Genomic DNA, 12,501 nt, shown 5'->3' with positions numbered 1-12,501 from the left:
CGTCCCACCCTTTCGCACCGCTCCTCACAGCGGTTCTCGACGAGGAGAAACGAGGAGAGCAGCACGTGTCACAGGAGAGCTCTGCCCAGAATCAGCCTGACGAGGCGGCGTACGACTACGACGTCGTCGTCGTCGGCTCCGGCTTCGGTGGTTCCGTCACCGCCCTGCGCCTGACGGAGAAGGGGTACCGCGTCGGCGTCCTCGAAGCGGGCCGCCGCTTCACCCGGGACTCCCTGCCCAAGAACTCCTGGGACATCAAGAACTACCTGTGGGCCCCGAAGCTCGGCATGTACGGCATCCAGCGCATCCATCTGCTGGGCAACGTCATGGTGCTGGCGGGCGCGGGCGTCGGCGGCGGTTCCCTCAACTACGCCAACACCCTCTACGTCCCCCCGAAGCCCTTCTTCGAGGACCCGCAGTGGAAGGACATCACCGACTGGGAAGGGGAGTTGAAGCCGTACTACGACCAGGCACGGCGCATGCTGGGCGTACGGCTCAACCCGACCATGACCCCGTCGGACGTCCACCTCAAGGCCGCGGCCGAGGCGATGGGCGTCGGCGACACCTTCCACATGGCGCCGGTGGGCGTCTTCTTCGGGGACGGCCAGGACGCCGACGGCGGTGCGAAGGCGGCCCCCGGCCAGGAGATCGCCGACCCGTACTTCGGCGGTGCCGGACCCAGCCGCAAGGCGTGCACCGAGTGCGGCGAGTGCATGACCGGCTGCCGCCACGGCGCGAAGAACACCCTCAACGAGAACTACCTCCACCTCGCCGAGAAGGCGGGCGCCGTGGTCCACCCCATGACGACCGTGGTGTCCGTCACCGACGACTCGCAGGGCGGATACGCCGTCCAGACCCTCCCCACGGACCGCAAGCGCAAGGGAGAGGGGCGGACCTTCAAGGCGAAGCGGGTCGTCCTCGCGGCCGGCACCTACGGCACGCAGACCCTGCTGCACCGCATGAAGGCGGGCGGCCAGCTGCCCCACCTGTCGCAGAAGCTGGGCGAGCTGACCCGCACCAACTCCGAGGCGCTGGTGGGCGCGCAGACCGACAACCGCCGCTACCGCAAGGCCACCGGCGAGCAGCGCGTCGACTTCACCCGCGGTGTCGCCATCACGTCGTCCATCCACCCCGACGAGAACACCCACATCGAGCCGGTCCGCTACGGCAAGGGCTCCAACTCGATGGGCGGCCTGTCCATCCTCCAAGTCCCTTACGCGGAGGGCTCGTCGAGGGTGCTGGGCTGGCTGGCCAACGCGGCGCGGCACCCGGTCCTGGTGGCCCGCTCGCTGTCCAACCGCCGCTGGTCGGAGCGGACCATCATCGGCCTGGTGATGCAGTCGCTGGACAACTCCCTGACGACGTACCTGAAGCCGAAGGGCGCGGGCAAGGGACTGCTGACCGCCCGGCAGGGCCACGGGGCGCCCAACCCCAAGCAGATCAAGGCGGCTTCGGAGAGCGCCTCCGCGATCGCCGCCGAGATCAACGGCTTCGCGGGCAGCAACGTGGGCGAGCTGATGGGGACGCCGCTGACCGCGCACTTCCTGGGCGGCTGCCCGATCGGCGCCGACGCCGAGGAAGGCGTCATCGACCCGTACCACCGGCTGTACGGCCACCCGGGCATCTCCGTGGTCGACGGCGCCGCGGTCTCCGCGAACCTCGGGGTCAACCCGTCGCTCACCATCACCGCCCAGGCCGAGCGGGCGATGTCGTACTGGCCCAACAAGGGCGAGGCCGACCCGCGTCCGGCGCCGGGCGCGGCGTACGAGCGGCTGAAGCCGGTGGAGCCGCTGCACCCCGCCGTCCCGGCGGACGCGTTCGGCGCGCTGAAGTTGCCGTTCCTGGGGATACCCGCGGTGCCGCCGAAGAAGTGACCCGCGGGGGCCCTGTGCGCGTCGGCGCCACCCGCCCGGCGCGCGGTCCCCGCGCACCCGGTGCGCCCCTCACGGAAGCAAGTCCGCCCCCTCACGGAAGCAAGTCCGCCCCCTCACGGAAGAAAGAAAGAAGGACCTGCGCCCCCCTCCGAGCGCAGGTCCTTCTTCTCGTATCAGGCGTACTGCCCAGGCGTACGGGCCCGGCCGCGTTACGCGGTCGCGCCGCCCGAGTTGCGGCGACGGACGACATACACCGCGCCGGCACCGGCGACGACGGCGATACCGCCGACGAGACCGATCATCGGCAGGGCGGAGCTGGAGCCCGTCTCGGCCAGGCTGCCGTCGACCTCGGGCGTGTTGCCCTTGTCGGCGGGCTTGTCCGAGACCGGGACCTTGCCGCCTTCCTGCGGCTTGGTGCCGTCGGTGTTCGTGCCCGCGGCGACGATCTGGAACTTGTACGCGACCTCGCCGAAGCCCGTGCACTCGCCGTCGGCGTCGCCGTAGATGCTGGCGCCCAGGGAGAAGCCGGCGCCGACCGGGGCGCTGGACTTCACGTTGATGCGCATCGGGATGTTGACCTCGTAGTCGGGCTTGAGCTCGTCGGTGTAGCCGACGAAGCCGACCGCGTAGCCCTCGGAGTCGACGTCCTCCCAGACCTTGTCGTCCGGGTTGTAGGCCTGGAGCTGGACCTTCTTGCTCTGGAAGAGGTCCTCACCCGCCTTGTCGGAGGAGGCGCCGGCGAAGAAGCCGAGGTCGCTGAGGGTGGACTCGGAGTTGTTCGCCACGTTCAGCGAGAACTTGTGCCAGCCGCTGCCCACCGAGATCTTGCCGGGCAGGCCGGTGATGGACACGTCGACCTTGGAGTCCTCGCACTCGGACGGCTCCGGGTCGGGCGACTCGGACTCCTCCGGAGCGGAGGTGCTCGGCGCCGGGGACGTGGCGGAAGCGGACGCGGAGTCGCTCGGAGCTGGGGCGGACTCGGTCGCGGACGCCGAGGCGGTCGCGGAGGCGGTCGCCTCGGGGGTGGTCTCGGTGGCGCTCGGCGATGCCGACTCGCTCGGAGACTGGGATGCGGTTGCGCTCGCGGTCGGGCTGGCGGTGTCGTCCGTCGCGAACGCGGCCGGCGCCGACAGCAGCGCCAGCGGGGCTATGGCAGCCGTCGCGGCCGCAGCGGCCATGGCACGGCGAAGCTTCATGAAGACCTCGAAAGTCCGGTGCGCCGCGCTTTCGCGGGCGCTCGAGTGGGCTTGTCTGGGTGAGGCCTCCGCGTGTGGGGCGCGGGTGTGGCCGTTGGTTCTGCAGGTGTGACCGGTGGGACCTGGGAATGGTTGTCCTGTACCTCACATGATTTTTATGTGTGGTGAGTCACATCCGGGTGCGACTTGTGCAAGCCCTTTCGAACCGCTTAGAAATGTCCCTCGTGTCTGACAACAAGCCGGGTGGGAACGGGGATTCGTCCTTCAGCGACGACGTGTGGGAGCAGTTCGCCCGCGACACCGAGCGCGACATCCGGAGTTCGGCTCCCAAGGAGCCGTCCGCGCGGGCGCGCATGGTGACCGAGCGGCTGCGGCAGCAGGACGAGCGCGGCGACCGGCCGGAGAGCTGGCGGGTGGGCCCCTCGGTGCACGAGACGAGGCGCCGCTCCACGCGGCGCCGGCGCGTGTGGGCCGTCATCGGAGTGCCGCTCGCCGTCGTGGTGGCGGTCGTCGCGATGAGGCCGTCGCTCCTGCCGGGCGATCCCTTCGGCACGTCGTCCGACGACGCCCCCGCGGCCTCCCGGCTCCCCGACGAGACCGCACCCCCGACGGCGGTACCCTCCCGGTCGCCCGGTACCCCCACGCTGGACAGGCCGTTCGCCGGATCGCCCGCCGAGCGCTGGGCCGACGGCGCGGACGGCATCGTCGTCCCCCGGGCCACCGCGGTCGGCCCGCTCACCGAGGCGCAGGTCGCCACCGCGCTGCGGCGCACCAAGACCCTGCTCGTCGAGGCCAACCTCGACCGGGCGACGCTGCGCGGCGAACGCCCCGAGGCGGCGATCGCCACGCTCGACCCGAAGCAGCCGAAGATGCTCGACGACGTGAACGGCTGGCTGCGGTCACCGGACAAGGACCACGATCCGCTGGCACTGTTCAGCCGGTTCGACCCCAAGGAGGTCCGGCTCGTCGGGGACGTGGTCAAGACGCGCGGCCGGATCACGTTCAAGGCGGGCGAGCACGCCTCCGTCGTCGTCCACGCCGACTACAGCTTCGTGTATCCCGTGACCCGGGCCGACAACAACTCCACCGCGGTGACCCGCACCATCGTGCGCCGCGTCCTCGACCTGGAGGTCTCCGACCCGACGAAGTACCGGGTCACACCCGGCAGACTCTCGGTCCGGCGCTACGACCGCGACCTGGCCAACTCGGCCTGCGACGTCTACGACGGCTTCCTGCACCCGCGGTTCGACGCGGCCGACCCCGGCGGCCCGGACCCGTCGGGCCCCACCGTCGACCCGTACGACCGCAGCCGTGGCATCCAGCACGACGAGCCGGGCACCTGCGGCACGTTGTCCCGGACCTAGACCCGCACGCGTCATTGCACGGCGAAGGGCCCCGCGGTGGGTCCCTGCTCGGGCGGAGCCGAGATCAGGGAGGAGCCGCGGGGCCCTTCTTTCGTCAGCACCGGCGTCAGGGCAGCGCCGGTGCCTGGGAGCGACGCCGGGGGGTGCGTCGCCGGTCCGGGGGTGTTCCGGTGTGACCGCCGGTCGTGCGCCCCGGCGCGTTCGAGGCGCGCACGTGGTGTCGACCTTTGGCGAGCGGGTGGTACGGGCGTACTGCGGTGTGGAGTGGATCCGGTTGGCTGATCGGTCGGCTACGGGGTGTCCGCCATGAGAGCCGGGGTCGTTCTCGTACGGCGGGTGTTCTCGTACGGTGGGCCGTTCGTACGGGGCTGACGCCTGGGGGACTGATGCCTACGGGACTGAGTCGTGCAGGGCTGTTCGTACCGGACCGGTCGTCGTGCGGGACCGGTGGTCGTGCGGGACTGACGGGGCCGGAGGGTTCGTACGGGAGCCGTTCGCGCATCGTGCTGGACGGGCGACGGCCTCCGCAACCGTCGCGACCGCTTCCGAACGGATTCCGCCGGCCGGCCCCGGGCGTCCCCGGAGCCGACCGTTCTCTTGAGTGACCGGGCTGCTGTCCCCTGCCGTCCGGTCACACCCCTGGAGCGAGGTCCCACGACGCACAGCACGATCCGTACGTCTCATCGCTCCAGTGGAGCCACGCGTGGTTCTTTCGGGCCCGCCCCTGGATGACACGGACACCGGGACCAACGAAGCCCGCGGCGGCCCGGTCACGCGCCGTACGGGTGAGACGGAATGCGTACGTGCGTACGCCGTGTACGGGTTCAGAAGCGGCCCCGACGTGGTCAGACGCGGCCCCGGCACAGCTCGAGCAGCGTCATGGCCAGGGAGGTGCCGGGCTTGCCCAGCGCCTCCCGGTAGTGGCCGAGCACCTCCATCTCGCGGGAGAGGTTCACCCGGCGGCCGCCGGACGAGATCCGGGCCTCCTGGATCACCGCCGAGACGGCCATCCGTTCCTGCATGAGACCGATGATCCGGTCGTCCAGCGCGTCGATGCGCTCACGGGCACCGGTGATCACATCGGCGGCCTCGTCGGTGCGGGCACCGGTCTTGCCGAGTACGTCGGCCATGGTGGGGCTCCTCTGTCCGTGGGAGGGGTGCCCCGGGGCGGCAGGGCCCGGAAACGGCAGGCGCCCCGGGCCTTGTCGGCCCGGGGCGCCTGGGAAGTCGCTTGTCAGTTGCTCAAGCAGCACGACCATGGCAGCCGGTGGGCCGGTTGCCATAGGTAAACGCGAAGATCGCGGTGGTCTGGTGCGTGAACATGCGGCCAGTATGCACCGGCGGCGGACGCGCACCAAGCTCGTTCGGATGCTGAGACCCCGGGCGGCGCGCTCCCGCGGGCCCCGGGCGGGGTGACAAACCCGGCGTCGGCGCCCCGGTCCCGGCCCCCGGTAGACTCGGCACCACACCCACCATGCTCACCGCCGGAAGGCAACCCGTGTCATCAGCGACCCCCGCTGCCGCCGCCCCCGACACCGTCCTGGTCGTCGACTTCGGTGCGCAGTACGCCCAGCTCATCGCCCGTCGCGTCCGCGAGGCCCGGGTCTACAGCGAGATCGTGCCGAGCACCATGCCCGTCGCGGAGATGCTCGCCAAGAACCCGGCGGCGATCATCCTCTCCGGCGGTCCGTCGTCGGTCTACGCGGAGAGCGCCCCGCGCCTCGACCGCGAGATCTTCGAGGCCGGCGTCCCCGTGTTCGGCATGTGCTACGGCTTCCAGCTGATGGCGACGGCCCTCGGCGGCACGGTCGACAACACCGGCGCCCGCGAGTACGGCCGCACGCCCCTGCACGTCTCGAAGTCCGGCTCCACCCTCTTCGAGGGCACGCCGGACGAGCAGTCGGTGTGGATGTCGCACGGCGACGCGTGCAGCGCCGCCCCCGAGGGCTTCACCGTCACGGCGTCCACGGACGTCGTCCCCGTCGCGGCCTTCGAGAACGACGAGCAGAAGCTCTACGGCGTGCAGTACCACCCCGAGGTGATGCACTCCACGCACGGCCAGCAGGTGCTGGAGCACTTCCTGTACCGCGGTGCCGGCCTCAAGCCGAACTGGACCACCGGCAACGTCATCGACGAGCAGGTCGCCCTCATCCGCGAGCAGGTCGGCAGCAAGCGCGCCATCTGCGGCCTGTCCGGCGGCGTGGACTCCGCCGTCGCCGCCGCCCTCGTCCAGAAGGCCATCGGCTCCCAGCTGACCTGTGTGTACGTCGACCACGGTCTGATGCGCAAGGACGAGACCGAGCAGGTCGAGAAGGACTTCGTCGCGGCCACCGGCGTACAGCTGAAGGTCGTGGACGCGGAGGAGCGCTTCCTCGCCGCGCTGGCCGGGGTCTCCGACCCCGAGGAGAAGCGGAAGATCATCGGGCGCGAGTTCATCCGCGTCTTCGAGCAGGCCCAGGCGGAGATCATCGCCGAGGCCGCCGAGGGCGAGGACGTCGCCTTCCTGGTCCAGGGCACCCTCTACCCGGATGTCGTCGAGTCCGGCGGCGGCACCGGCACGGCCAACATCAAGTCCCACCACAACGTGGGCGGTCTCCCCGAGGACCTCGAGTTCGAGCTCGTCGAGCCGCTGCGCAAGCTCTTCAAGGACGAGGTCCGCATGGTCGGCCAGGAGCTCGGCCTGCCGGACGAGATCGTCCAGCGCCAGCCGTTCCCCGGCCCCGGCCTCGGCATCCGCATCGTCGGCGAAGTCACCAAGGAGCGCCTCGACCTGCTGCGCGAGGCCGACGCCATCGCCCGCGAGGAGCTCACGGCCGCCGGCCTCGACCGCGACATCTGGCAGTGCCCGGTGGTCCTACTCGCCGACGTCCGCTCCGTGGGAGTCCAGGGCGACGGCCGCACGTACGGTCACCCGATCGTCCTGCGTCCGGTCTCCAGCGAGGACGCCATGACGGCCGACTGGTCCCGCCTGCCGTACGAGGTCCTCGCCAAGATCTCCACCCGGATCACGAACGAGGTGGCGGACGTCAACCGCGTCGTCCTGGACGTCACGTCCAAGCCCCCGGGCACCATCGAGTGGGAGTAGATCCCCAGGTCACGTCCGCTTGAGAGTCCGCACCGGCTCTCCGGGCCGCCAGACCTCGGCGACCAGATACGTGTCGTCCTCGATGTAGGTCCGTACGACCTCCGTCAACTCGGTGCGGAAGAGGTGGAACGGCTGCGGCGGTTCCACCTCTTTCACGTACGCCGCCTTCGTCGTCGCGTCCTCGTCGCCGACCTCCACCGCTCGGCCGCTGATCCGCACGTCCCCGCCGCCCATGCCCGTGCCCGGCCCCGGGTTCGCCTGGAGCGCGAAGCGCGGATCGCGGCGCAGGTCGAGGGCCTTGAGCGAGCCGGGCATCATGCCGAGCCACAACTCGCCGTTCAGGAAGCGCACCTCCAGGCCGGTCGTGCGGGGCGAGCCGTCCTTGCGGAGGGTCGCCAGGACGTGGTGCGTGAAGCCGCCGAAGCGGTCCTCGACCGTCCTGGCCAGATCAGGTTCCGCGGCGGCGAAGGCTGCCCAGTTCGCCGGTTTCATGGGTGCCGGTCGTGCCGGTCGTGCCGCCGGTGCCGAGGGCGACGAGGGCGACGGCGACGAGGGAGCGGAGGTCGGCGGGCGGGGAGTGGGGTGCTCGGTCATGCGAGGAGTGTGGCGTGGATACCGGACGTCTTCTGTCTGGGTTTCCGTCTGCGTTTCCGTCTGGGTTTCCCTGCCCGGTGTCGGGGCCTCGGGGCCGGATGCCCTGTTTCCTGTCAGCCGGGTGCCAGGCCCGCCGTACCGACGCGGCGCGCCACTTTGCGGCGGTGGACGACCTCCAGGGCCAGGAAGCCCATGGACAACGCCTCCGCGACGGCGAACCCGATCAGCGCCGCACGCCAGCCGTACACCGCGCAGACCAGGGAGACGAAGAGCGCGCAGCCCGTCATGATCGCCGCGCGGGACCACGCGCTCGGGTCCTCGGCCATCGCGTCGAACTCGATCCGGTCCCGGAGCCCGCGTACTGTCCGTGCCGCCTCCCCGAGCGGCCGGAGCGTGCCGGGACGCAGCCCGGGCACGGCACGCGCGTCCTCGGTCCTCGGCCCCGTTTCCGTGCGCGAGTCCTCGCCCTTCGGTGCCGTTCCCGCGCGCTCGGTGCGCACCAGCTGGATCTGCAGCGCACGTCCCACCCGGTGCGCCCGCGCGTAACGGAAACCGTGCTGCTCGGCCACGTACGCGAGTGTGGCGAGCCGGCGCGGTGAGCCGCCGAGATCGTCGACGACGACGAAGTCCCGCTCCGCGAGCTGCCCGAGCAGGACGAGGATCCGCCGCTCCGCGCGGTTCATGAGTGCCTCCCGTGTCCCAGGCGTGGGTCGGTGTCAACCAGACAGACCAGTGACCTCCGGCCGCGGTTGTGGCCATCTCTTCACCGGACGACTCTGTTCTCCTGCGCTGACCCCGGGTAACTTCCGCTCCGTACCGCACACGCCAGTGCTGGAGGACATATGCACGGGCCCACCCCGCCCCTGCCCCTACCCACCGACCGGCTCCGGTTCGCCATGCCGCCGATGCACGACTCGGTCGACGACGAGCGGCGGCACCGCAAGGAGCGGCTGGCCGGGGCGCTGCGCGTCTTCGGCCGGCTCGGGTTCGAGGACGGGGTCTCCGGACACATCACGGCGCGCGACCCCGAGTACAGCGACTGTTTCTGGGTCAATCCGTTCGGGATGCCCTTCAAGCACGTGACCGTCGGCGACCTGGTCCTGGCCAACCAGGACGGGCAGGTGATCGAGGGCCGCTACCACGTGAACCAGGCGGCGTTCACCGTGCACGCGCAGGTCCACGCCGCCCGGCCCGACGTCGTCGCCGTCGCGCACTGCCACTCCGTGCACGGGCGCGCCCTCGCCGCGCTGGGCGACCTGCTCGACCCGATCACCCAGGAGAGCTGTGCCTTCTACGAAGATCACGCACTCTACGACGCGTACAGCGGCGTCGCCGTCGACGCCGAGGAGGGCCGTCGGATCGCCGCCGCGCTCGACACCCGCAAGGCGCTCGTCCTGCGCAACCACGGGCTGCTGACCGTGGGCGACTCGGTGGACGCCGCCGCCTGGTGGTTCCTGTCCATGGAGCGGTCCTGCCAGGTCCAGCTCACCGCCAAGGCCGCGGGGCGTCCCCTCCTCATCGACCACAAGCAGGCGGTCGCCACGCGTGAACAGCTCGGCGGTGATCTGGTGGCGTGGATCAACTACCAGCCGTTGTGGCAGGACATCAGTCGGAGTGAGCCGGATCTGTTGTCGTAGGCGTGGTGTCGGGCGCGGTGTGTCGGGGGACGGTGCGTTGAGGGACCGTGCATCGGAGGGGCGGCGCAATGGGGCGTGGGTTGTGGGGCGGTGCCGGGTTGCGGGTCAGAAGTCGCGTAGGACCGCCGCCTTCGTCAGGGCGAACTCCTCGTCCGTCAGGACCCCGGCACGGTGCAGCTCGCCCAACTCCCTGAGCCGGCGCAGCAGTACGTCGTGCCGATCCGACGCGGGCGGTGCCGCTGCCGTCAGCGCGGGGCGCTCCCGGGCCACGTGCTCGTCCGTCCGCGTGGACGGATGAGGCAGACGCGCCGTCACCGCCGCGGCGACCAGAGCGGTCAGCAGGTCACGGCGCGTGCTGCCCCACAGGTCCAGGGCGTACGGGTCCTTCTCGGTGGGCAGCTTGGAGAACGCCGTCTCGCGGGTGACGAAACGCAGGAATCCGTCCTCGTAACCGGAGTTGGGCAGCCACTCGACCTGTACGAGGTCGCCCACCGCGATGATCCGCGGGCCCGTCGCCCGCTTCACCCGGTCCGACGTGTCCGACCAGTCGATCCGCACCTGCACGCCGTCGAACGAGACCGTCCCGTCGCTGGAGCGCACCGAGACCGGGACCGGTGGGCCCGACAGGAGGTACGACCGCGCCGGTTCCTTGGGGATCTGGTCCAGCAGCAGCGCACGGCGGACCTCCTCGGCGACGTACTCCGCGACGCCGGACCGGTCGACGTCGACCGTGAGCCGGTACGGGTCCGCCGCGTCGGGCAGCCTGCCCCCGGTCGCCTGAAGCAGGGGGTCCGAGCCCTCGCGCAGCCTGAGCCGCAGTCGGCCCCGCTTGCGCTCGGGTTCGTAGACGATGCCCGACACCGCCTCCAGCGGGACGGCGATCTCCCCGTACGTCTGGCGGAACAGCGGCACGGAACGGTGCAGCCCCGGCGTGATCCGGACCGTGCTGCCGTCGAAGGCCCAGGTCCCGTCGCGCTGGATGATCTCGGCCATGGGGAAATTCTCGCAGCCCGGTCAACACGGGCGCCCGTGCTTCACCCACGCTGACCGGACCTGCCGGATTCGCGCCGTGTTCCGTACGGCACAATTCGCTGTCATCGCGGGGCAGTTGTAAGGCAGTTGTAAGGCAGTTGGGCGGCAGTCAGGCGTACGGAAGGTCTGGCTGGGCGGAGATGTGCGGCGCGGGAAGGCGGCAACGGGCGTGGCGGTGCAGGAGGCGAGACACGGTGCGGGGCGCGGTGCCGGGGCCGGGCAAGGGGCGGATCCCGGGGCGTTCTCGGGTGCGTCCGGGGGAGGCCGGGGAGGTGCCCACGATGGTGCCCATGAAGGGGGCTGCACCTGTGGGGACTGCCCGCACGGGGCTCGGGCGGGGCACCGGCGTGCCGTCGCCGAATTCCTGGCGAAGCGCGAGGAGTTGGCGTCCGGGCGTGGGCTGCCGGCCGGTGTCGCGCACTCGGTCTCCGCGTCCCGGCAGTGGGTCTCCGACGAACTGACCCAGTCCGCGGACCTCGTCGCCGAGCGCGGGCGGCTGGAGGGCACGGCCTGGCTGGCGCGGCTGTGGCGGTACACCGCGTACGCGGTCTGGGGCGGTGTGGGCGTGTTCCTGCTGGCGCAGGCGCTCACCGCGATCGGCGCGGGGTGGACGGCGGCGCGGACCGCCGGGCTGGTCGCGGCGGTCGTGGTGGCCGGGCTGCTGACGGGCGCGGCCTGGTTGCACCGGAGCCGTGGGGGTGCGCTCGCACCCGTCATCGGTGAGGACAACCGGCTCTCCACGTCCCGGGCGGTGGCCGGGGGGTGGGTGCTGTTCGTGGTGTACGCGGTGCTGGTGATCGTCGGGCAGCTCGCGGCGGCGTCCGCGCACGGCCGCCGGGACGAGCTGATCGCCGGGCTGGAGCTCGCGCGGGGCGCGGGTGTGGTCACTGTCGTCGCCGTGGTGTGCGGGGTGGCGGTGCTGGTGCGGCGGGTGGTGGGGCTGCGGGTTCTGGGGCAACGGTTGCAGAAGGTGCGGGCGGATCGGCCGCGGGCCGCCGATCTGCTCACGGACGATGCGGGGAAGGGGGGCTTCGCGGACATCCAGTACGTGGTGATCAGTGCGGTGGCGCTCGTCTTCGCGGGGGTGCGGCTGGCTCGGCGGCCGGCGCAGTTGCCGGACCTTCCGTGGGGGCTGGCGCTGCTGGTGCTGGTGTCGGCCGGTACGTATCTCGCGGGCAAGTACGCCGAGGGCGGGCGGCCGGTGATCCTCTCCGTGGTGCGGTCCCGGGAAGCTGGGGATCTCGACGCGCCCATCCGTACCGGTGACGACATCGAGATCCGGGGGGCGGGGTTCGTGCCGCCCGGGGCGCAGGCGGCGGACCGGCTGTCGCGGATGGTGGTCCGGATCGGGGCCGTGCATGTGCATGTGCCGCTGGTGCCGGTGGCCGGGGGCTTCAGCAACCCCACGGACGCCTTGCTGACGGTGCCCGTGCCGGTGGATGTGGAGCCGGGACGGGTCGAGGTGCAGGTGGTGACGGCTGCCGGGGTCGAGACGAACCGGTACGCGATCGATGTGACGGACTGACGGTCGCCGGGGCGTGTCCGCCGGGCCGGGGCTGGCTGTCGGGCCCGCCGGGCCGGGGCCGGCTGTTGGGCCGTTTCGCCGTTTGTCCGGTGGGTGGGTCGGGTCCGTGCCGGTGATCCGCCCGTTGCAGCCGTCGTGTGGTCCGGTGTGTCGGTGCGGTGGGTTCGTGTTGCCGTCCGCAACGGGCATGTGAT

The 12,501-nt window shown here is 71.4% G+C and carries 10 protein-coding genes; 5 read left to right on the top strand and 5 right to left on the bottom strand.

The window, feature by feature from the left end; all coding sequences use genetic code 11:
* The first annotated feature begins 65 nt into the window (after window positions 1-65).
* The gene (locus tag H305_RS0139810; protein ID WP_028805382.1) at window positions 66-1,874 is read left to right on the top strand and encodes a GMC family oxidoreductase; all 1,809 of its coding nucleotides are present in this window, start codon (window positions 66-68) and stop codon (window positions 1,872-1,874) included.
* A 209-nt stretch (window positions 1,875-2,083) separates the two neighbouring features.
* Here the strand turns inward: H305_RS0139810 and H305_RS48395 are convergent, their stop codons facing one another.
* Entirely contained in the window at window positions 2,084-3,070 is a 987-nt protein-coding gene (locus tag H305_RS48395) for an LAETG motif-containing sortase-dependent surface protein (protein WP_028805381.1), read from the bottom strand.
* Between the two features lie 215 nt (window positions 3,071-3,285).
* Between H305_RS48395 and H305_RS0139800 the strand changes: the two genes are divergently transcribed.
* Window positions 3,286-4,434 (top strand): hypothetical protein, encoded by a 1,149-nt coding sequence (locus H305_RS0139800; RefSeq protein ID WP_028805380.1) that lies wholly within the window; start codon window positions 3,286-3,288, stop codon window positions 4,432-4,434.
* Between the two features lie 845 nt (window positions 4,435-5,279).
* Here H305_RS0139800 and H305_RS0139795 read toward each other — a convergent pair.
* Window positions 5,280-5,564, bottom strand: a complete 285-nt coding sequence (locus tag H305_RS0139795; RefSeq protein WP_028805379.1) for a chorismate mutase — start codon at window positions 5,562-5,564, stop codon at window positions 5,280-5,282.
* Window positions 5,565-5,932: 368 nt separating this feature from the next.
* On the opposite strand from H305_RS0139795, the gene guaA reads away from it, so the two are divergent.
* Window positions 5,933-7,519, top strand: coding sequence for a glutamine-hydrolyzing GMP synthase (gene guaA, locus H305_RS0139790; RefSeq protein ID WP_028805378.1), 1,587 nt, complete (start codon window positions 5,933-5,935; stop codon window positions 7,517-7,519).
* A gap of 9 nt (window positions 7,520-7,528) precedes the next feature.
* Here the strand turns inward: guaA and H305_RS0139785 are convergent, their stop codons facing one another.
* The gene (locus H305_RS0139785) at window positions 7,529-8,011 is read right to left on the bottom strand and encodes a pyridoxamine 5'-phosphate oxidase family protein (RefSeq protein ID WP_028805377.1); all 483 of its coding nucleotides are present in this window, start codon (window positions 8,009-8,011) and stop codon (window positions 7,529-7,531) included.
* Between the two features lie 215 nt (window positions 8,012-8,226).
* Window positions 8,227-8,796 carry a hypothetical protein gene (locus H305_RS0139780; protein WP_028805376.1) on the bottom strand — a complete coding sequence of 190 codons (570 nt, stop codon included), beginning with the start codon at window positions 8,794-8,796 and terminating at the stop codon, window positions 8,227-8,229.
* 159 nt (window positions 8,797-8,955) lie between these two features.
* Between H305_RS0139780 and H305_RS0139775 the strand changes: the two genes are divergently transcribed.
* Complete coding sequence (locus H305_RS0139775; protein WP_028805375.1) at window positions 8,956-9,750, top strand: class II aldolase/adducin family protein; 795 nt, start codon at window positions 8,956-8,958, stop codon at window positions 9,748-9,750.
* A 105-nt stretch (window positions 9,751-9,855) separates the two neighbouring features.
* On the opposite strand, the gene H305_RS0139770 is transcribed toward H305_RS0139775, so the two are convergent.
* Window positions 9,856-10,743, bottom strand: coding sequence for a DUF4429 domain-containing protein (locus tag H305_RS0139770; RefSeq protein ID WP_028805374.1), 888 nt, complete (start codon window positions 10,741-10,743; stop codon window positions 9,856-9,858).
* Between the two features lie 208 nt (window positions 10,744-10,951).
* On the opposite strand from H305_RS0139770, the gene H305_RS0139765 reads away from it, so the two are divergent.
* Entirely contained in the window at window positions 10,952-12,307 is a 1,356-nt protein-coding gene (locus tag H305_RS0139765) for a hypothetical protein (protein ID WP_078629471.1), read from the top strand.
* The last annotated feature ends 194 nt before the right edge of the window (window positions 12,308-12,501 follow it).

Origin of the sequence: Streptomyces sp. 142MFCol3.1, assembly GCF_000424945.1 — a bacterium.
Lineage (GTDB): Bacteria > Actinomycetota > Actinomycetes > Streptomycetales > Streptomycetaceae > Streptomyces > Streptomyces siamensis.
Note: the sequence above shows the minus strand (reverse complement) of the source record. Positions and strands in the feature narration are given on the sequence as shown.